Origin of the sequence: Limosilactobacillus reuteri (assembly GCF_002254085.1) — a bacterium.
Lineage (GTDB): Bacteria > Bacillota > Bacilli > Lactobacillales > Lactobacillaceae > Limosilactobacillus > Limosilactobacillus reuteri_K.
In genome coordinates, this window is sequence record NZ_NGPY01000008.1 from 1 (window position 1) to 21,618 (window position 21,618).

Annotated in this window: 20 protein-coding genes; 3 read left to right on the top strand and 17 right to left on the bottom strand. The window is 38.6% G+C overall.

What is annotated here, in order from left to right; translation table 11 throughout:
* Window positions 1-672 precede the first annotated feature (672 nt).
* Window positions 673-1,524 (bottom strand): MetQ/NlpA family ABC transporter substrate-binding protein, encoded by an 852-nt coding sequence (locus tag CBG10_RS01865; protein ID WP_094502465.1) that lies wholly within the window; start codon window positions 1,522-1,524, stop codon window positions 673-675.
* 488 nt (window positions 1,525-2,012) lie between these two features.
* Between CBG10_RS01865 and CBG10_RS11670 the strand changes: the two genes are divergently transcribed.
* Window positions 2,013-2,138, top strand: coding sequence for a hypothetical protein (locus tag CBG10_RS11670; RefSeq protein WP_003664033.1), 126 nt, complete (start codon window positions 2,013-2,015; stop codon window positions 2,136-2,138).
* Window positions 2,139-2,207: 69 nt separating this feature from the next.
* On the opposite strand, the gene CBG10_RS01870 is transcribed toward CBG10_RS11670, so the two are convergent.
* From CBG10_RS01870 to miaA, 4 genes are all read right to left on the bottom strand, one after another.
* Window positions 2,208-3,389: an aminotransferase class I/II-fold pyridoxal phosphate-dependent enzyme gene (locus CBG10_RS01870; protein WP_094511470.1), complete on the bottom strand. Its 1,182-nt coding sequence runs from the start codon at window positions 3,387-3,389 to the stop codon at window positions 2,208-2,210.
* Window positions 3,390-3,502: 113 nt separating this feature from the next.
* Window positions 3,503-5,008: a glutamate--tRNA ligase gene (gene gltX / locus CBG10_RS01875; RefSeq protein ID WP_094511472.1), complete on the bottom strand. Its 1,506-nt coding sequence runs from the start codon at window positions 5,006-5,008 to the stop codon at window positions 3,503-3,505.
* 245 nt (window positions 5,009-5,253) lie between these two features.
* Window positions 5,254-6,597 (bottom strand): type I glutamate--ammonia ligase, encoded by a 1,344-nt coding sequence (gene glnA / locus CBG10_RS01880; RefSeq protein WP_019252486.1) that lies wholly within the window; start codon window positions 6,595-6,597, stop codon window positions 5,254-5,256.
* 169 nt (window positions 6,598-6,766) lie between these two features.
* A complete protein-coding gene (gene miaA / locus CBG10_RS01885; protein ID WP_094509327.1) occupies window positions 6,767-7,690 on the bottom strand; it encodes a tRNA (adenosine(37)-N6)-dimethylallyltransferase MiaA in 924 nt (307 codons plus the stop codon).
* A 114-nt stretch (window positions 7,691-7,804) separates the two neighbouring features.
* On the opposite strand from miaA, the gene CBG10_RS01890 reads away from it, so the two are divergent.
* Window positions 7,805-7,981, top strand: coding sequence for a DUF3042 family protein (locus CBG10_RS01890; RefSeq protein WP_003664039.1), 177 nt, complete (start codon window positions 7,805-7,807; stop codon window positions 7,979-7,981).
* Between the two features lie 233 nt (window positions 7,982-8,214).
* Here CBG10_RS01890 and CBG10_RS01895 read toward each other — a convergent pair whose 3' ends face one another.
* The 7 genes from CBG10_RS01895 to CBG10_RS01925 all read right to left on the bottom strand — a co-directional run bounded on the left by CBG10_RS01895 (window position 8,215) and on the right by CBG10_RS01925 (window position 13,632).
* Entirely contained in the window at window positions 8,215-8,634 is a 420-nt protein-coding gene (locus CBG10_RS01895) for a rhodanese-like domain-containing protein (protein WP_003672480.1), read from the bottom strand.
* Between the two features lie 13 nt (window positions 8,635-8,647).
* Window positions 8,648-9,619 (bottom strand): ROK family glucokinase, encoded by a 972-nt coding sequence (locus CBG10_RS01900; RefSeq protein ID WP_003668439.1) that lies wholly within the window; start codon window positions 9,617-9,619, stop codon window positions 8,648-8,650.
* A 24-nt stretch (window positions 9,620-9,643) separates the two neighbouring features.
* The gene (locus tag CBG10_RS01905) at window positions 9,644-9,883 is read right to left on the bottom strand and encodes a YqgQ family protein (protein WP_003668441.1); all 240 of its coding nucleotides are present in this window, start codon (window positions 9,881-9,883) and stop codon (window positions 9,644-9,646) included.
* A gap of 6 nt (window positions 9,884-9,889) precedes the next feature.
* Window positions 9,890-10,549 (bottom strand): rhomboid family intramembrane serine protease, encoded by a 660-nt coding sequence (locus tag CBG10_RS01910; RefSeq protein ID WP_094502418.1) that lies wholly within the window; start codon window positions 10,547-10,549, stop codon window positions 9,890-9,892.
* 3 nt (window positions 10,550-10,552) lie between these two features.
* Complete coding sequence (locus CBG10_RS01915; RefSeq protein ID WP_094502417.1) at window positions 10,553-11,107, bottom strand: 5-formyltetrahydrofolate cyclo-ligase; 555 nt, start codon at window positions 11,105-11,107, stop codon at window positions 10,553-10,555.
* A gap of 137 nt (window positions 11,108-11,244) precedes the next feature.
* Window positions 11,245-11,394: a 50S ribosomal protein L33 gene (gene rpmG, locus CBG10_RS01920; RefSeq protein ID WP_003664049.1), complete on the bottom strand. Its 150-nt coding sequence runs from the start codon at window positions 11,392-11,394 to the stop codon at window positions 11,245-11,247.
* A gap of 138 nt (window positions 11,395-11,532) precedes the next feature.
* On the bottom strand, window positions 11,533-13,632 hold the full coding sequence (locus CBG10_RS01925; protein ID WP_094502416.1) for a peptidoglycan D,D-transpeptidase FtsI family protein: 2,100 nt from the start codon (window positions 13,630-13,632) through the stop codon (window positions 11,533-11,535).
* A gap of 209 nt (window positions 13,633-13,841) precedes the next feature.
* On the opposite strand from CBG10_RS01925, the gene CBG10_RS01930 reads away from it, so the two are divergent.
* Window positions 13,842-16,457 (top strand): YfhO family protein, encoded by a 2,616-nt coding sequence (locus CBG10_RS01930; RefSeq protein ID WP_094511473.1) that lies wholly within the window; start codon window positions 13,842-13,844, stop codon window positions 16,455-16,457.
* Window positions 16,458-16,542: 85 nt separating this feature from the next.
* Here CBG10_RS01930 and CBG10_RS01935 read toward each other — a convergent pair whose 3' ends face one another.
* The 5 genes from CBG10_RS01935 to pheT form a co-directional block, all read right to left on the bottom strand.
* Window positions 16,543-16,932 (bottom strand): HesB/YadR/YfhF family protein, encoded by a 390-nt coding sequence (locus CBG10_RS01935; RefSeq protein WP_094509331.1) that lies wholly within the window; start codon window positions 16,930-16,932, stop codon window positions 16,543-16,545.
* A 132-nt stretch (window positions 16,933-17,064) separates the two neighbouring features.
* Window positions 17,065-17,541, bottom strand: coding sequence for a transcription elongation factor GreA (gene greA, locus CBG10_RS01940; RefSeq protein ID WP_003664064.1), 477 nt, complete (start codon window positions 17,539-17,541; stop codon window positions 17,065-17,067).
* Between the two features lie 63 nt (window positions 17,542-17,604).
* Window positions 17,605-18,261 carry a uridine kinase gene (gene udk, locus CBG10_RS01945; RefSeq protein ID WP_003664073.1) on the bottom strand — a complete coding sequence of 219 codons (657 nt, stop codon included), beginning with the start codon at window positions 18,259-18,261 and terminating at the stop codon, window positions 17,605-17,607.
* Window positions 18,262-18,373: 112 nt separating this feature from the next.
* Entirely contained in the window at window positions 18,374-19,012 is a 639-nt protein-coding gene (locus CBG10_RS01950) for a C40 family peptidase (protein ID WP_094511475.1), read from the bottom strand.
* Between the two features lie 185 nt (window positions 19,013-19,197).
* A complete protein-coding gene (pheT, locus tag CBG10_RS01955; protein ID WP_094511476.1) occupies window positions 19,198-21,615 on the bottom strand; it encodes a phenylalanine--tRNA ligase subunit beta in 2,418 nt (805 codons plus the stop codon).
* Window positions 21,616-21,618: the final 3 nt, after the last annotated feature.

Here is a 21,618-nt window from a genome sequence, read left to right on the forward strand (position 1 = left end):
TGGAATGATAAAATAGTGGTGCCCATTAAGGTCCTTCTTTCTAATGGAATGTTGTGGTAACACCATTAAAGACCTTGATGGGTTTTTCTGTCCACTTAAATGTTCAACTTAAATTTTACAATCTGCCGAAAGTAAACATAGCAAAATTTTTCCTATTAGTTTATTCTAGCAGGAACGCAGAAACTGAATAACATATTCACTACTTTTTAGATACAAAAAGAGCGCCTATTAAGCGCCCCCCAACCGGTCCGATTTAAGTAACAAACTGAGATTATTTTGCACACTGGCATCATAATTTAATACTTATATTATAACATAAACAAATTATGGTGCATGGTTAAGACTTGATCAATCTTTAGGGCAAGCTTGGAGGTAACTTCCTTGCATTGGTGTGTACTGATTCTCATTGTGCCTAGTAAGCATTATTAAACATCTAATTAAATACGATTTTTATTGGCGCTTTTTATTTTATAAATTACTATTATTCACAAAAATATCTCTTCTTTAGATAAATAAAATTTTCCCATAAGTTTCCCATGAAATTAAAATAAGGTGTTTAACAACGTGTTATTACTAATATAGCGCCATTCTCAATATATTTATTCAACCATGCACCAAAAGCATCCGCCGGCAAATATCGCTGTGTCTAAACTCATATTATTACATCCTTTCTTAATTACGACCATAGATTGGCCATGCTGCTTCTTGTGCACCCTTATATGTCTTGTTAATAGCTTTTTCAGTTTGCTCCGTCTGATATGCTTTTACAATTTCCTTATATACTTTATTATCCTTATTCTTTTCTTGAACCGCAATAATATTAACATATGGTTTTGCAGCTTTATTAACTGGTTCAAGATAGATTGAATCCTTCTTCGGATTCAACTTTGCTGCTACTGCATAATTTCCATTGATAATTGAGGCATCAACCGAACTTAATGCTCGCGCGGTCGTTGCAGGATCGACCTCCTTAAATTGTAAATGTTTAGGATTACTTACAATATCTTTTAAAGATGGCTTAATTCCACTTCCTTTCTTTACTTTTATCAAGCCAGCCGACTGCAAGACATTCAAACCTCGTCCAAGCGTTGTTGGTTCATTAGGAATTGCAATTGTTGCCTCCTCAGGAAGATCTTGAATTTTTTGATACTTTTGGGAATAGACTCCTAATGGTGAAATCACAGTATTTCCAATTGATGTTAAATGTGCGTTTTGCTCTTTATTATATGATTCAAAATAATAACGCGTTAAACATGAGTGCATGTCAATTTTACCTTCCTTTAACGCAACGTCTGGTTGAACATAATCATCGAAAACAACATACTCAATATTGATTCCTTGTTTCTTCAATCTTTTACGAACATTATCCCAGACTGGTTCCGAATCTGTTCCTACTAAGCCTAAACGAACAGTTTTGGTTGAAGTTTTATCCAAGCGTTGGTGAATAATACTACCAATCCCAACCACCACAATAATTACTAAAATACTAAAAATAATTGATCCTGTTCTTCTCTTGCGTTTCATTTTCTTCCTCCTTTGCCAGAAAAGAAAAACGTCCCTAAGAACAACTCAATCATGTTCTTAGGGACGTTAATAACGTGTTACCACCCTGTCTTCAGTACAAAAGTACCCTCAATTCTAATCTCAGCTTGAAATTAGAAGCATAGATAACGGCTGCTACCCCGTAGAGAATTTGCTTTTAAACTAAGTTCATCCTCTCAATTAACCAAAGACCATCTTCATTATTTCGTTTCCTGCCATTTCTCAGCTCCTATGGCTCTCTGTATTGGTCGTAAAATAATTACTCATCTTTTCTAACGTAATTTTAATTTATTTTTAATTATACTAACAACAGACGCTACATAAGTCAATATCTTTCTAGAAGTTTTCCTGTATACAATTATGATAATTGCATTTTTTATAGACTGAACTATAATATTAGTAACAGTTATTTTATTTTTGTTAATAACTGTTATTGTTGAAGCGTTTCAGAAAAAGAGGCGAAGTTATTTATGGCACTTAGTAAGCAAGAACGTAAGGAAATGGCTCGTAAAGCTATGGAAAAGCGTGGCAGCAAGAAGCCAGATGGTTCTGGTTTTGCAAAGATTGATGCTGACGCCAAGAAACTGAGCGAATAACTCTTTTGAAGCAATTCACTTATATATTTAAAGAGACAGAGATGTATTAACACCGCTGTCTCTTTTCTTTTAGGCATTATTTTTTGCTTGCTTACAAAACTCTGCGAGACGGTCCATCCCCTCTTTAATCTGCTCAAGACTTGTAGCATAACTAAAGCGAAGGTATCCTTCTCCACCCTTACCAAAGTTTGATCCAGCTGTTACAGCAACCTTGGCTTCATTGGCAAGTTGATAAATTAACTTATTATCATCCTGATTAAGGAATGACGGAATCTTGGCAAAAATATAAAATGCACCCATTGGTTGACTACATTCAAAGCCCATCTCTGTAAGCCACTTATACATATAGTCACGCCGTTTGATATATTGAGCATCCATTTCCTTTGTTGCTTCATCCCCAGCCTTTAGAGCGGCCTCTGCAGCATCCTGAACAAATGTCGCGATATCCGTTACGGCAAATGCATGAACCTTAAACAGCAGATCGGTCACTTTAGCTGGTGCACAAAGGTAGCCAATTCGCCAACCAGTCATTGCATAGGACTTAGAAAATCCATTTGCTAAGATTGTCTGGTCTGGCACGATTTTAGCCATGCTTGAGTATTCACCGTCATAGTTTAGTTCACTATAAATTTCATCACAGATTGCAAAGATTGGCTTACCTTTAATTAAGGCTGCTAATTCATTTATTTCCGCTTGAGTATAAGCAATTCCAGTCGGGTTAGAAGGATTGACGAAAACAACTCCCTTTACTCGATCACCATATTTATCTAGATAATGTTTAAGAAGGGCGGGCGTTAGTTTAAAACCAGTCTTAGATGTATCTACTTCTACTGGCGTCCCTCCAGCAATCATTACATCAGGCGTGTAGATTGAAAAAGTAGGCGTTGGAACTAAAATTATATCTCCGGGATTAGTAATTGCAGTAATTGCAACAGAAATCCCCTCCGTTACTCCGTTTGTAACAAGAATCTCTGTTGCAGGATCATATTGAAGGCCATATTTATTAGCCAACGTATCAGCAATCGCTTGACGCAATTCTACTGTTCCACGTTGGGGAGCATAGTGAGTGCGATTGTTTTCAATGCTCTCAATTCCGGCCTTTTTGATATATTCTGGTGTATCAAAATCGGGTTCACCAATTGTAAACTTAATAATTCCTGGAATTTTTGAAACGTATTGGGAAAAATCAAATACTTTTAACGTTGGAACATCATTTAAGATCTTCCGCATGTGTTCACTCATTTCAACCATTTTACTTAAGATCCCCTTTTTTACTAACTGCATATCTTAATTATATGACAGTTTAAAAGAAAAAGCATAGAACAACATCGATTAACTGTTGTCCTATGCTCAACTTGATAAAATTAGTTTTCAAATGCTTTGATCATCCGGTCAAGCAATTCAATATCTGTATCACGAAAATAGATATCCATGATCTCATAGATTTGTGGCGCAGAAGTTGAACCAGTAAAGGCAAGGTTTAATGGGAAGTATAAACCGCGACCCTTAATGCCAGTGTCCTTACCTACTTCCTTAATAGCCTGACTGTAATCAAGGTCATCGCCGCCGTTTTCAAGTTTTGCCTTTAAGCCCTTGAGAACAGCTAAAACATCTTCATTAGCGAAGTCTTCGTTGTCCTTAAGCAAGTCATAGTTGAATGATTGGTCAAGAACTGTATAGTATGACCATGCATATTGAATAACTTCAAGAAGCTTATTAACATCCCGTTGGTGAACCTTAATTGTCTTCTTAAGTAATTCAGTCAATTGTTCTTCTGGAATACTTTGAAGGCGCTTAGCTTCTTCAGTTTCGCCTTCTTTAATTAATTCCATTGTCCGATTAGTTAATTCATCAATCGACATACTCTTAATGTATTGAGCATTCATCCAATCAAGTTTCTTTTGATCGAAGTAAGCTGGTGCCTTTGACATCCGCTTTGGATCGTAAACCTTAATTAACTCTTCTTTAGAGTAAATTTCACGTTCGCCGACTGGAGACCAACCTAAGAATGCAATAAAGTTAAAGATTGCTTCGTGGAGGTAACCGTGTTTCTTGTATTCACTAATGAATTGAAGGGTATCCTTATCACGCTTACTTAACTTCTTGCGAGTCTTTGGGTTAAAGATCAATGGAATGTGGCAGAAAGTTGGGTGATCCCAACCTAATGCTTCATAAATAGCAATTTGCTTTGGCGTGTTTGAAATGTGATCCGCACCACGTAAAACATGGGTAATATCCATGGTGTGGTCATCAACTACGACAGCAAAGTTATATGTTGGCATTCCATCACTCTTTTCAATGATGAAGTCACCACCAAGGTTGTCAGAGTTAAATGAAACATGACCACGTGCAATATCGTCCCATTCGTAATCATGGTCTTTAGGGAAGTGGAAACGAATAGTTGGCTTTAAGCCCTTTGCTTCAGCTGCCTTTTGTTCTTCTTCACTCTTACCATACCAACGACCATCGTAATGAGGCGGTTCATTGTTAGCTTTTTGCCGTTCACGCATCTCAGCTAACTCTTCCTCTGTTGAGTAATCCTTGTATGCAATTCCCTTGTCTAACAATTCTTGAATGTATTTGTGGTAAATACCTTCTTTGCTTCGTTCACTTTGACGGTAAGGGGCATACTTTGGATTTGGCTTATTTGGACCTTCATCCCAGTCAATTCCTAACCAGTGAAGATTTTCACGTTGGCTAGCTTCACCATCTTCAACGTTCCGCTTGGTATCGGTATCTTCAATCCGTAATACCATCGTTCCATCGAAGTGACGTGCAAATAAATAATTAAATAATGCTGATTGAGCATTTCCGATATGTAAGAAACCTGTTGGGCTAGGTGCATACCGAACTCTGACCTTTTGATCCATGATCTAAGACTCTCCTTTAGTAACTAATCGAAAATATAATTCCGATTTAAAATTGGTTGCTAGATCAACTAGCAGTCCTTAAAAACGTACTACACATATTATAATAACACGCTTTTATTGCAACAAATATAATTGTATATGAAACAGCATATTTGTCAATTAACTAGTCGATTTCGCATGAAAAACACTTAGCAAGTAATCCTGCATAAGTGTTTTTTCGTTGTTTATTAACTTATTGTTATTGATTAGTATTGTTCCATGTAATGTTGACGTTCCCAGTCAGAAACGTGTTGGCGATATGAGGCATATTCACGAGTCTTAGCTTCCATAAAGCTGTTGTAGAGGTGTTCACCCATTGAACCCTTGATAACTTCATCATTAGCCAAAGACTTTAATGCGTTGTGTAAAGTATCTGGCAAATCGCGAATATCTTTTTCAGCTCGTTCGGCTTTCGTCATCGTATAGATATTTTCATCAACATTATGAATTGGTGGTAAGTTGTTGCGCAAACCATCTAAACCAGCTTCAAGGACAGCAGCGATTGCAAGGTAAGGGTTAGCTGATGGATCCGCTGACCGTAACTCAAGCCGTGTTCCCATTCCGCGATCACTTGGAATTCGTACAAGTGGTGACCGGTTAGAAGTTGACCAAGCAACATAAACTGGTGCTTCATAGCCAGGAACTAAACGCTTATAGGAGTTAACGATTGGATTGCAAATTGCAGTATAGCTTCGTGCATGCTTCATCAAACCACCCAAGAAATGGTAAGCCGTTGCGGAAAGCTTGTCTTTATCATTTTCATCAAAGAAAGCATTGCTACCATCTTGACTAAACAATGACATGTTGAGGTGCATTCCTGAACCGTTAATCCCAGAAAGTGGCTTAGGCATAAAGGTGGCATGGAAACCATACTTCTTAGCAATTGTTTTAACAACGAACTTAAATGTTTGAATATTATCAGCCGCTTCTAAAGCATCTGAGTACTTAAAGTCAACTTCATGCTGACCAGGAGCAACTTCATGGTGAGCTGCTTCAACATCGAAGCCCATCTTTTCAAGTGCTAAGACGATATCACGACGGCAATCTTCACCAGGATCTGCTGGTTCCATGTCAAAGTAATTTTCCTTATCATTAAGATTGGTAGTTGGATTACCCTTTTCATCAGTCTTAAAGAGGAAGAATTCTGGTTCAGGCCCAATGTTAAAGTCTTTAAAGCCCATCTTCCGCATGTCTTCAAGCACCCGCTTTAAGTTGTTACGTGGGTCACCTTCAAATGGAGTGCCATCAGTCTTGTAAACACTGCAGATTACCCGCGCAACCTTACCGTGTTCAGCACCCCAAGGGAATGCAAGCCAAGTGGACATATCTGGATAAAGATACATATCACTTTCTTCAATCCGAACAAATCCATCAATTGAAGAACCATCAAACATAATTTTGTTATCCATCAATTTATCTAACTGACTAACTGGTAAGTCAACGCTCTTAATCGTTCCTAATAAGTCAGTAAACATAACCCGTAAGAAATGGATATCTTCATCCTTTACCATTTGGCGAACTTCATCTTTTGTAAATACGTGTTTACCCATAAAATTTCATTCCCTTTCATACAATCTCCACAAAAATAGATGACCATACCAATCCATCTAAAATCTGCTTCTCTCCTTAACACTGTGACTTAGAATAACAATAGACAGGCCATAAGTCAATTCTATTTAAGAGCTTTATTTTAATTAAAAAAATCTGCCTCACCGTACTTTATTTTTTTAACCAATCATTTATAAATTGCTTAATTTGATTAATATCATTGGGATGACGCAAAATATCAAACCAGTGAGTATCAGCCTTATTTCTAAACCACGTTAATTGACGCTTAGCATAATGGCGAGAATCCTGCTTAATTTTTTCAACCGCCTCATTAAGGCTAATCTCGCCACGAAAATAAGGAAATAATTCATGGTACCCAATTCCCTTACCAGCTGGCAGATCTTCCCCTCCTTGATCAAATAACCATTTTGCTTCTTCTAACAAGCCGTTTTGAATCATCAAATCAACTCGCTTATTGATCCGGTCATATAAAACAGGGCGATCAGTAGTCAAGCCAATTAAGAGGAAATCATTTGTTGCTTTGAACTGTGGTTGGTTAGAAAATAATTGACCTGTTTTTTGAATTACCTCTAAAGCACGGATAACCCGGCGAATATTAGACTTGGGGATCCGAGCGCTGGCCACTGGATCCAACTTGTTTAATTGTTCCCAGACATACTCGGCTCCCTTTTCTTCAGCAACTTTTTTCCAGTGGTTACGAATTTCAAGCGTTTGTTGATCAAACTGGTCACTTCCCAATGCTAGATTATCAGTTAAGGTTTGAAGATAAAATCCAGTTCCGCCCGCAATGATCGGCAAATGATTACGTTGAGCTATTTCGTCTATTTTTTTGTCTGCAAGTTTTTTAAAACGGGCGGCAGAAAAACGCTCTTCAATATTGCAGATATCAATGAGATGGTGCGGTACATCCCCCATTTCCTCAGGAGTAACTTTTGCCGTTCCAATATCAAGATGGCGATAAACTTGCATCGAATCACCAGAAATTACTTCTCCGTCAAATTCATGTGCCAGTTTTATTGATAGCGCAGTTTTTCCTACAGCGGTTGGGCCGACAATTGCAATTACTTTATTCATCCTAACTCTCCAATTTTTATAAATTTTATACTAAAACTTGTCCTTCTCACTGGTAAAACGCCATTAATTCTTGCATAATGGAGGTAACCTAGAAATTCGAGGAGGTTTTATGTTATGAAACAATTAGCAAAGGGTATTTTAGTTGGTAGTTTAGCAACAGTTGCTGCCATCGCTAGCGGGGTTCTTACTTTCCATAAAACTGTTATTAAACCAGCTGAAGAAGAAGAAGAAAAGTTTGATCAAAACCGTCGCGCTGCTATCCGTAAGGGCCGCTCAGCACACCAACTTTAATTTCCTTTAAGATTCAAAAATAAGGAGTGGAAACTAGCTTTGTGGTGATGCAAAGCTAGTTCCACGTTTTCTTACTATTGTTCGCGAAAATAGTTGAGGCTGGAAGAAAACATAGTTTTCTCTCAGCCTCTTTTTTATTGGTTAAATTTTACAAGAGGCTAGATTCCAAACATTAACAAATGATTGTTTAGAATCCTCAACCATCCCGATAAAAAGCATGTAAGATACTTTTCTTAATACTTGGACTTTTTAGTCTTACCGTCCCATGCACGATAACCATCTTTTAAGATATAAAGGTGGTTATACCCATGCTTACCTAAAAATGCAGCGGCCTGGGTACTCAATGTCATTCCTTCATCATATAAGTAAACCGGCAAGTCCTTCCGCAACTCGCCATATTGTTGACGAAGATACGGATAAGGCAAGTTACGTGCACCAAGAATATGTCCTTGTTTAAAGTCATTTTCTTGTCGCAAGTCAATAACCTGTGCTTTTCGCATTCCTTGCTTAAAGTCATCTTGACTAAGGACAGTTGCATATCTCTTTCGACGGTAAGTCTGAAATGCCCAGCTAAAAATCCATACTAACAAGATGATTATAATGACTGCATTAAGAATCATCAAGCCAGAGCTAACTCCAAGTACCACGATCATTTCCCCTTACAAATTAATCTGCGTTTACAAACTGACGAGCTAATGAAGCAGCACCGATAACACCAGCATCATTACCTAATTCAGCTAACTTCAATTGAGTTGAAGTCCGAACTGTTGGGAAGGCAAATTTTTCAAAGTTTTGCTTTACCCGCTTCAAAAGGAATTCACCAGCTGCGGAAACTCCACCACCGATAACAAGGTATTCAGGGTTCAATGCGTTACTTAAGTTGGCAGTTGCCAAACCAAGGTAGAAGCAAACTTCATCAACAACAGTGTTAGCAAGGTAGTCATTTTCCTTAGCAAGGTCAAAGACAATCTTAGCTGTAATTTCGTCACCGTTATCGATCATTGCCTTCAAACGACTGTTACCTTCATATTCTTCCGCTTTATCTTGAGCGATATGAACAATTCCAGTAGCAGATGCATATTGTTCAAGACATCCATGGTTTCCACAAGTACAAAGGTATCCATCTGGCTTAACAATCATGTGACCAACTTCACCACCGGCACCAACGACACCGTGGATAAGCTTACCATTGGAGATAAGTCCACCACCAACACCGGTACCTAAAGTAATAAATGCAACATCGTCACCTTCATTACCAGCACCCTTCCAACGTTCACCAAGTGCGGCAACGTTAGCATCGTTATCAAGAGCAAATTGCATCCCAGTGCCTTGTTCAATGTCTTCTTTAACATTTTGCGTTGTCTTCCAGTTTAAGTTATAGGCACCAATAACAGTTCCCTTTTCACGGTCAATTGTTCCGGGAGTTCCCATTCCGATTCCAATAAATTGGTCTCGAGACATTTTGTATAAATCAAGGTGGTGATTAATTGAGTTAATGATGTCTGGCACAATGTGTGAACCATCATCCAAAATGTTAGTCCGTAAAGACCACTTTTGTTGAATCTCACCGTTCTCCGTTAAAATTGCAAACTTGATAGTAGTACCACCAAGGTCAACACCAATTAATTTCTTAGCCATAATGATTCCTTTCCTGGGTAAGGTTTAATACAGTTTACCCCTTTTAATTCTCGTTTGTTCTTCACGATGTTCTTTACGCAAAACAATCTTTGCTTTTGTATAAGTTGAATTATCTACAACTCCTGATTGATAGAGGTTATCAAGCTCAATGGCCATTAACTCAATATCATACAGTCGCTTACCAACATATACAAACACATTGAATTCTTTCAACAGTTGCTGAACATCGTATAATGTGCGGTAGTTTCTTGATGCGATCGCCATAAATTATCACTTCAATTCTAGAGTCAAAATTACCAAACTTACCGTTAATACAGCTCCACTTAAAAACTGTTTCAGGTGATCAACAGTTCCTAGCATGGGAGCACCAACAATAAATGCAATGAAAAAGCCACCAAATAGGCCGCCAATGTGTCCTACCAAGTCAATGCCTGACAGGAAAAAATCCATCACAATATTAATAATAACAAATAACAAAAAAGTACGACTTAAGACGCGAACAATAACGTTATGGCGAAAACAAACGCCTAACATTAAAAATGCGCCAAATAATCCAAAAATAGCAGTACTAGCACCAGCTGAAATTGTCAATGGCATGAAGACCGCGCTGGTAAAGTTACCAAAAAGCGCACTGACAAAGTATATGACTACCATTCGCCAATGACCGAAAAATTCTTCAATATAACGGCCAATATATAAAAGCGTAACGCTATTGACTACTAAGTGTGATAAACCAACATGAAGGAACACAGGTGATACTAAGCGCCACCATTCACCTTCCCTGATTAAGGGCGTACTACGAGCCCCCATGTTAAGGAGGGTTACTGTATTAGTTGAGCCACCTGCATAAACTAACCAGCAATAAACTAATACCTGAAAGATTATTAAGGTAAGCGTCACGGGCGCTAATCTTAGTCCCTGCGTCCGCATCTTCTATATCTCCGGTAAATACAACACTTTATCTATCTGCTGATCGAATTCTTCTGGTTCCCATTCGTTTTCTTCAGCCAGTTGCGTTGTCAATGCCATTGAAACTTTAGGACCCTTATAGTTTTTTAGGTAACGATCATAATAACCGCCACCAAAGCCCAACCTGTTACCAGATGCGGTAAAGGCTACTCCAGGAACAACCATCAAATCAATCTCATCTGGAGAATAAACTTTGCCATCATGTGGCTCTAAAATACCAAAAGACGTCTCGTCGAAATCGGTATCTTCATTTAATTCAACAAATTCCATTTGACGATGTGGCAACGTCCGTGGAACAACAATCTGTTGGCCCTTATGACGCGCATGAAGGATAATAGGTGCAGTATCAATTTCAAAAGATTGACTTAAAGTAACAGCAATTGTCTTAGCCCCTGTCCATTCAGGTTGATCATATAGCAAAGATGCTAATTTTCGCTCTTCGTAAAGACGGGTATTTAAATCTAATTGTTGAAGGCGCGCAATATATGCTTGTCGTAACTCTTCCTTTGAATAAGCCATTATGTTATGACCGCTCCTTTATAGTGAAGTAACAAACGGTATCAGATTTTATTATCACCGCTTGAGTGAATTTATGCAAGCGTTTTTTTATAAAAATAAATAAAAAGAGCCGGTCTCCCAGCTCCTTTATATGGTCATTACTTAGTTTCCCGATGTAATGTAACCTTTTGTTCCCGTGGACAGTACTTGTTTAATTCAAGACGATCTGGGTTGTGACGACGGTTCTTGCTAGTTAAGTAAGTCCGTTCGTGGCATGAAGTACATTCAAGTGTAATGTTGACACGCATTATTTTGACCTCCAAACTATTTCTTTTATTTAACGTGGTTATTTATCGTAACCCTAACTTGTACAACTATATCATTTATTCTTCTATTTGGCTAGTAATTTATCAAAGTTTGTTAAGGAAATTTCCTTGACAGTTTAGCTAGTCACCAAAACCTTTGGGACTCTGAACAGTCTTCCAGTAGGCTTCAAAAATTTGTTTTGCCATTGTAAGGTTAGCCCCACCATCGGAATTTGAAGCTCCTGGAATAGCCAATGCAACTACGACTTGTGGATTATCAGATGGCGCATAACCCGCAAAACTTAAAGTGGTCGTTGAATGCGACTTGTAGTAGGTTTCGGCAGTCCCCGTCTTACCAGATACGGATGGTTTAACAGATGCCAATGCTTTACCAGTAACATAACGGTTAGAACCATGAACCACTTGATAAAGTCCTTGCTTAACAACATCAAAGTCAGCTTTAGAAGCAGGAATGGTCAATTGAACTTGTGGTTTAGTTGTATATTCGACAGCCCCAAGTTGACCATTAGATTTTGTACCACGGATTTCTTTAACAATGTATGGGCGCATCCGGTTACCACCGTTAGCAATCGTCGACATATATTGAGCAAGTTGAATCAAAGTATAACCATCATAGTTACCGTATGACAAGTCAAGGGCTGAACCGATATGCTTTTGGTCAGCAGGTCCGGTATAACCGCTTGTTTCACCAGGTAAGTCGATTCCAGTTTTAACCCCTAGTCCAAACATGTTAAAGTAACCCCGCGCTTTAGCAAAAATGCTTGGTTTCATCGTAATTTGCGCATTAGGTGTATATTTCATTCCTGCTTCTTTCATGAGTAGTTGCATCATATAGGAGTTGGAAGAAACTTCAAGGGCCGTTGCCGCATTAATTGCCATATTTGCTGAGCCGCCATGGTTAAACCATGATCCCTTAGATGAAGTTCCAGCAAGCTTAATTGGCATATCGGTTAAGGTATTATTTGTTGGCGTAATTACGCCATCCATTAATGCTCCCATGACCATCGCCGGCTTTACAACGGAACCCATCGTAATTGGGTGGTTGATAGCACCAATTTCATCAGGGGTTTCTTTACCTGTTTCTGGGTCACGATCAATTCCAGCCATCGCATAAATTGCACCGGTATTTGGATTCATTACTACTGCATATACCCCAGTAGAGTACTGGTTTCCGGCAGCTGAGTAATTGTTTTTCAAAATCGATTGAACTTGCTTTTGGAACTTTGAATTAATCGTCAATACAAGGTTATCACCCTTCTTACCAGGGTATTTAGTCTTTTCTTTAGTTACATCATTTCCGTTAGTAGTAACTTCAGTTTGTGACTTCGACCCGGCTAAGGTTGATTGGAACTGCTTTTCAAGATAACTCTGTCCAACGCTATCATTTCGAGAATATCCTTGAGCAAGTAGTGAATTAACTTCATCACTTGGTAAACCAGTAGTTGAGACAGTTCCTGTTAACGATTGAATATCTGTGCCTTGTGGGTAATTACGAGTCCAAGACGTGCCGATCTTTACCCCCGGCATTTCATTCAGGTGTTCCCCAACTGCTGCAAGCTCTTTAGCACTAACACCCGTTTCTTTAATATAAGTTGTCGAAAGGGAATATGCTCCACTCATTGCCGCATAAATTCGGGCATTATTCTTTTGCTGATCTGTAAGCTCCCATGAATCAGGATGCTTGCTCAAATATTCGAGAGCTTTATCATATTTAGTATCTTCAGAATCTGCATCTGAAGTCTTGACATGTTTTAAAACACTCTTAAGCCGCTCTTTATCAGCAAGGTAATAATCCTCTTCATTTCGATCAGTTAAACGCGAATTCTTGTTAGAAACAGAAACATATTTTCCTAAACGATTAGCAATCTGATAGAGCTGATCAGTCGTTACATTGGCCCCTTTAGTATAGGTAATGGCTTGATGAGTCTGATTACCAACAAGAACGTTTCCTTGTGAATCATAAATCATCCCCCGTTGTACGTTATTCGTCTGCGTTGTTGTATCTGATCGCTTTACTTCCGCTTTAAATGATGTTCCTTGCAGAACTTGAAGATAAAACAGTCGAATAGTTAACGCTAATAACAAGATACCAACAATCCATAGTAGCATGTTCAGCCGGAATGGAATAATTGACTGCGCATTTTGATGCTTTTTGGTACGTGAACCAAATAAGTTCATTATTCGATCAAAGAATTTCACAGTTTTATAATTCTCCTTCATCATAGTGAATCTATTTTAACAAAAATTACCTGCTTTAACAGATAGTTACCACTACTAACGTGAAAATAATACTCTTTATTTTATAAGAAATGAAGAATTTATTCCAATGATTTAATGAAATTTAATGAACAATAGTAATGAATATCATTTTCAAAAAGGATATGATAATGTGGATGTGTCTATTTAATTGAGAGAAGGAGAATTTTGCTGTGTTTTTATATCAACATCATCGTTTATATCGACGCAAAATTTTGATTACAAGTTTCCTGTTACCAGTTATTTTGATGGCTTGCTATTTTGCATACCGTCAAATGACTCCCTTTGGCAAAAGCAGCTTATTAACCGTTGATCTCGGTCAACAATATGCCGATTTTTTCAGTTACCTTCGAAATACTATTCTCCACCATCCCAGCAGTTTCTTTTATTCGTTTAGCAAAGGGCTGGGTGGCGAAATGTTTGGAACTAATGCATATTACTTGCTAAGTCCATTAAACTTAATTTTGTTATTTTTCCCCGCCCAACACCTTGCAAGCGGGATAACCATCGTAACGCTTGTCCGCTATGGTCTGGCAGGCTTGAGTTTTGCTTGGTTAATGCAAAAAACTGAGCTACAACAGGGGTGGCGGATTTTAGCCTTCAGTACCGTTTACTCAATGAATGGTTGGATGATTGCCAACCAATTAAATATGATTTGGCAAGATGCTTTAATACTTTTGCCGTTAATTATTTGGGGACTCCTCAAACTTATTTATCAAAATCGTGTTGGAACTTATATCTCTTGGCTAGCCGTAATGTTGATTGATAATTATTACATGGGCTGGATGATTGCCATCTTTACTTTCCTATTCTTCCTTTGGCAAACACCAGCGTTGGCGTCATGGCGACAACGGGGAGTAATTTTTCTCCACTATCTCGGCAGTTCGCTGCTTGCGGCGGGCATCTCAGCAGTCATTTTATTGCCAACTTTCTATGCCTTAATGCAAAGTAAGGGAACGTATACTGAAACCAAGATTCACAGCCGTTTTGAGTACTTTGCGCCTAAAATGCTTGGAAAGCTTGTTCCTGGATCATTTAATTTTAATCAAATGCCAAGTGGTCAGCCTAATATTTATATTGGAATGTTATTAATGCTCGGCGCTTGTATCTACTTTTTCAATAATCGCTTTGACCTTCGTCGTCGTTTGATTGGGGCAGCCATTTCAATCTTCTTTATTTTCTCATTCTGTTACGAACCACTAGATCTTTTATGGCATGCCGGACAGTTTCCAGTTTGGTACCCTTATCGTTTCTCATACCTCTTTTCTTTCTGGTGCATCTATCTTGCTGCTAAAGTACTCCAACCTGATTTCAAGATAAAAAAGCGCAGTGCAATGATCCTGACGCTGCTTATTATCGCAATTTACTGGTATGTTGGTACGCTTAACTTATCGTACATTAATAGCAACCAACGCAATATTGGCTTATGCTTTGCGCTGATCGCCGTTAGCTGTCTTTGTATTCCCCGAACAAATTCACCGCGCTTATACGATGCGCTTCTTGTTCTCCTTGCTGTCTGTGATATTTCTATGAGTGGTTACACGGCGCTTAACAAGATCTCTTACGTTTCACAGCCTGAATTTGGTAACTACACTATTGCTCTTGATAAAAGTGTTGAAAAACTAAAGAAACATGACCCGGGTTTCTACCGCGTTACCAAAACTTTTATGCGAACGAAGGATGACCCCTTCCAAGCAGACTTTAATTCTGGTGACCATTTTGGTTCGACCCTAGAGCCACCAATTCCGGCCTTCATGGGTGCAATTGGACAGCCAGACGGGGATGGTTTTGTTACTTATACTAATGGAACCCAAGTGAGTGATGCGCTTCTTGGTTACAAATACACGATGAACGCTCGGAACACTTCTGCTGGCCAGGCATTACCCCTATCAGGTTTTCGTCCCGATTGGTATAGTTATCCATTAGTAGGATCAACTTCGGCAGTCAATCTCCGTGAGAATCCACATGCCCTTCCAATTGCCTTTGGAGCTAATGCCGCCATCCTCCACCTTCAACGGACGACAATGGATCCGTTAAATTATCAGTCACAGATCTTCCAAACACTTGCCGGACGCCCAACATTTCATTCATTATTTGCCGTTCAAAACTTTAATTCCGTCAAATTCAATAATGTTCAAAGTGCTAAGCAAATTACTGGCACAATTTTTAGGAAGCAGAACTTGCTTAAACCCGCCTCCGTTCAGTTAGAATTTATTCCGGCAACTAATGACTCTTACTACTTAACACTCGGACCAAATGTTGAGGACAATGCTACAATTACGATGAATAATAAGAAGTTCACCCAATATGATACTTTCCGTAATACAGTGGTGATCAACGTTGCCCATGACCAAAAAGGACAAAAAATCATCGTTAATTTGCAACTAAAGAAAGCAACGCTGTGGATGCAAAATGTTAGTATCTATCAATTAAAGCAACGACCATTCATGGCAAGTTTCAAGACTCTTCAAGCCTCACCATTAAAGATTAGTTCATACCGTAGTAATCGGATAGTTGGAACAGTCAATCTCCAGCGTAATCAACGAGTATTGATGACCACTATTCCTGCTGCTAAAGGCTGGCATGTTAAGGTAGATGGTAAGTCTACTACTCCCCAGACCGTGCTTAATACGTTTATGGCTATCCCAATGAGTCCCGGAAAGCATCGGGTTGAATTTTATTACCGACCACCATTCCTCATTCTTGGACTTATAATTACAGTTCTAAGTCTCAGCTTAACTGGGTGGTGGGTTAAGAAAGAACATCAAATAAAGACAATTTTTGATTAGAAATAAAGGTTTGACTAGCAATAAAGCTCTTTAGCATACTATCATTGGATAGTACATGCTAAAGAGCTTTTTCACTATATAAAAATTAATGCTGCGATGCTCCAGTAGAGGCATCAGCCTTATTATCGGAATGATCATCAGCGTCATTAACAAATCCAGCTACGTCAGGTATATCGCCATCTTCATGTTGAAAATGAAATACTGGTCCGTCTGCTTGCGAATCATAGTCAACAGTAGTGATAAGGTCCTTAAAAAACCATTCATCTAGTGAATCAATGTGGTAATTAATACCATCCTTTTTTACCTCTAAAATCGGCTCAACTGGTTTATCTTCACGAGTAAATCCTTGTGAAAAGCCATGATGGACTTCAGTTTGGCCATAAGTTTTACCGTAAAACTTTATTCCATTCCCTGGTTTTAGTCCCATTTCGTCACGAAACCATTGACTGGCAGCATCAGTAATAATCAATTTCATTTTTCTTCCCTCCTACGTTTGTTGATATCGCTTTCATACACTTTACTATAGCATAGGAGAAAGATAATACCAATATGAAAAGCGAGATTGAGGAATTCACCACATTCCTCGACCTCGCTTTTCTTATTTTAATTAATCAACCTTGACAATCTTTAGCTTGATTGTCCCATTAGGAACTTCAACTTCAACTACTTCGCCAACTTTGTGACCAAGTAATCCTTTTGCCATTGGAGATTCATTAGAAATCTTACCGTTAAATGGATCAGATTCTGATTCACCGACAATTTGGTATTCTTCTGGTTCTTCATCTGGCAATTCTTGAATAGTAATTGTCCGCCCCATAGATACTTCATCCTTATCAACATCCTCATTATCGATAATTTCAGCATATTGAAGCATATTTTCAATTTGAGCAATCCGGCTTTCAACCATTGCTTGTTCATCTTTTGCTGATTCATATTCTGAGTTTTCAGATAAATCACCATAACTACGAGCAATCTTTATCCGCTTAATAACTTCTGGTCGACGCTTCAAGCGATATTCTTCAAGTTCATCTTCAAGCTTTTTCTTCCCTTCAAGGGTCATTGGAAAAGTTTTTTCTTCAGCCATTATAAACACTCCTCATAATTTATCCAGTGCAACATTACCATTTCTACTTTAGCTTGTAAATACCTATTGTAATTCCGTATGTCCACGTTTCACTAAAATATCGCGGATTTTTGTCGATAATAGGTCGATTGCAACTTGGTTTTCGCCACCTTCTGGCACAATAATGTCAGCGTAGCGTTTAGTCGGTTCAACAAATTGATGGTACATTGGTTTTACCGTAGCCAGGTACTGAGTAATAATTGAGTCAAGAGACCGCCCACGCTCTACCATATCACGTTGAATACGACGAATAATCCGGATATCATCATCTGTATCAACGTAAACCTTAATATCCATTAAATCCCGTAGACGTTCATCATCAAGAATTAAGATCCCTTCCAAAATGATGACATCAGTTGGTTCTACATGAACGGTTTTGTTTGAACGCGTATATTGTGTATAGTCGTACACCGGCATCTCAATAGCCTTATTACTCCGCAAATCCGTTAGCTGTTTAATCAAAAAATCTGTATCAAATGCAAGCGGATGATCATAATTTACTGCTTTACGTTCATCCATTGTCATATCTGACTGATCATTATAGTAAGTATCTTGGTTAATAATCTGGATCGCTTGCCCATGCAATTGGTCATAGATTTTATTACTTACCGTTGTCTTTCCACTACCGGAACCACCTGTAACACCAATAACTACTGGACGCTTATTCTGTTGAATACTCATCAATTTGTCTCCCTCATTAAACTTTCTAATCTGAAATAGTATATAGCACTCTTTTGTGATGCGCAAGATAATTACTAATTTAAATTATTAAAGGCGAGGTAAAAAGTGAATATTAATGCATAACAACATAGTAATTTCCAGGGAAGTATTGTTGGTCAGTAATTTTAACTGTTTCATTTTCATTTGGAGCTTGAATAATCCGACCGTCCCCTAGTGAAATAGCGACGTGGTATGGCGCATCATCAGAACCATAAAAAACGAGGGCCCCGTATGGCGCGTTTAAGACATTATCGTGAATATGTGGTCCTAAAGCTTGTTGTTCATACGTCGTTCGTTGAGGAATACTGTAGCAATATTGAACCAAACCAGAACAATCAAATCCACCTGGCTTATTACCACCCCAAACATACGGAGTTCCTAAATAAGACATTGCCTTGTTAACAGAATCTTGTAGACTTTGACTGTTCTTATTAGCTTGATCCTTTTTCACAGTGTTATTAGCAGGTGTTTCATTTTTATCCTTGGTTGGAATTATCAGCTTTTGTCCGGCAAAAATCAATTCTTTATTTTGCAGATGATTAGCGGTTGCAATATCATCCGCACTAACATTATACTTTTGAGCAATCCCGTTTAAACTATCGCCAGCATTGACGGTAACAGTTGTATCAGCCTTAGCAGTTACCGTGCCCATTGCCATTGCGCCAGCTACCCCTAACGACGATGCAAGAATTTTCTTTGTTGTTGATTTCATTATTTCGTTTATCCCTCTTTATATTAAATATCATTATTTTATTATCAAACTATTAATAAAATAGCAGAAAATTTTTAGCCCTTCAACCACTAATTATTACTTTAGTGATTGGCCCTATAATATAAATACGTAAAAAATAATTATTTGCACTAAAAAAAGGCCGAAAAAATCCAGCCTTTTAATTTTTAACGAATTTCTGCATCAACCTTATCTTGCAAGTAAGCAGTAACTTTATCAAAGGCCGCGTTTACTTGGTCTTCAGTCAATGTTCCTTTATCATCTTGATAAGTTAAGGTGTAAGCTAATGACTTCTTACCGGCAGGAAGGTGCGAACCAGCATAAACATCAAATAAGTGAATATCTTTAAGGTAAGCACCACCCTTTTGCTTAATAGCCTCGACAATCGTTGCATTTTCAACCTCATCATCAACCAAGAGGGCAATATCGCGAGTGATTGAAGGATACTTACTAATAGGTGTATATTCATTTTCAATCTTTGGTGCAGTCAGTAATAATTCGAGATTTAATTCAAATACGTATGTTTCGGGAATCTTATATTCCTTAGCAGTTTGTGGATGAACTTGACCAATAAAGCCAACTAATTGGTCATCAACCATAATATCAGCGGTTCGTCCTGGATGCATTTCTGGTCGATCACTAGTTGGAACATAAGCAACCTTACCAGCAATCCCCATATTCTTAAGGTAACGTTCAACGATCCCCTTTAGTTGGAAGAAATCAACCGGTTGATCTTTCTTATTCCAACTATTAGCTACCATTTGACCAGTAACCGCAGCTGCAAGGTGTTCTTGTTCTACCGGACGTTCATCCCCCATTGGCAAGAAGACCCGACCTTCTTCATATAGCGCTACGTTATCAACATTTCGCGCCACGTTATAAGCAATATCATTAAGCAAGCCGCTAATAATATTCATCCGGGTAGCGACATGATCAGAACTCATTGGGAAATCAAGTTTCATTGGTTCAGTAAGTGGCTTAATTTGGAACTGCTTAGCCTTCTCAACAGTTGTTAAGGAATAGCTAATTGCTTGGGTTAAGCCCATTCCTTCGAGGTCATGACGACTTGCCCGAATAAACCGTTGACGTGGCGTAAGTCCTCCCCGGTTACGTGTCATCGTTGGTAAAGTAGATGGTAAGTTATCATAACCGTAAATCCGCGCAATTTCTTCATAAAGATCAGCTGCAAGGCTAATATCCCACCGCCGTGCTGGGGCAATCACTGTTAATTGATCGTCACCATCAACAGTGTAAGCAAATGCCAAGCGATCAAAAATATCAGTAACTTGTTCCATGGTTAATGAAGTGCCCAGGACATGATTAATCTTTGTAAGGGATAGTTTGATTGGCGTATCAACTGCTGGCGCTTCACTACCAGTAACAATTCCTGCTGTAATCGTGCCACCAGCAAGTTCCTTAATCATTTCAGCTGCTTCATTCAATGCCGTTTCAACTGTTGCTGGATTGATTCCACGTTCAAACCGCATTGAAGATTCACTATGAAGATCTAAGCGCCGTGCTTGCTTCCGGACCATTACTGGATCAAAAATGGCTGCTTCAAGGGCAACAGTTGTCGTATCATCACTTACTGCAGTTCCTTCTCCACCCATTGTTCCCGCAAGAGCAACTGGTTGGTCATCGACAGTTACAACAATATCATTTGCTTTTAAGGTTTGTTCATCCCCATCTAATGTAACAAACTTTTCACCTTCATTAGCATGACGAACCCCAAAGTTGTTGCCAGATAATTGATCATAATCATAACTGTGGAGTGGCTGACCATATTTAAGAAGGATATAGTTAGTCACATCCACAACATTATTTACAGGACGAATACCACTGTTCCAGAGGCGAATTTGAAGCCATAGTGGACTTTCGGCAATTTTAACACCTTTAATTACCCGTAATTTATAAGTTGGGGCAATCTTAGTATCCGCAATCTCTGCTTGAAGAAGGTCCGCTGTCTTTTCAGCTCCTTCTTCTTTAATTGCAACTTCTTTAAAATGTGACTTTAATCCGTAAAAGGCTGCGATATCATTAACATTTCCATAAATACTAAGCATATCCCCACGGTTAGGAGTTACGTCTGTATCAATGATCGTGTCGTCCATTCCTAAGTACTTAAATACGGGATCACCAGTTTTAGCATCATCTGGTAAGAAGTAGATACCATCTTCGTAGTCTTTAGGGGCAATCTTATCGCTGAAGCCAATTTCTTGAAGGGCACAAAGCATTCCATTTGATTCAACACCGCGGATCTTACCACGCTTAATCTTTTGGTTGTCAGCAATTCGCGCACCATGAAGGGCAACGATTACCTTTTTACCTTCTTGAACGTTCGGGGCACCACAAACAATCTGGATCGGTTCTTCTTCACCAACATCAACTTGACAAACATGAAGATGGTCTGAGTCAGGGTGATTTTCACATTTTACTACTTCCCCAACAACAATCTTCTTTAATCCGTCGCTTAATGAATAAACGTCATTAATGTCAACCGAGGTACGAGCAATCTTTTCAGCTAAATCTTGAGGGGCAACATCTAAATCAAGGTATTCTTGAAGCCATTGATATGATACTTTCATTTC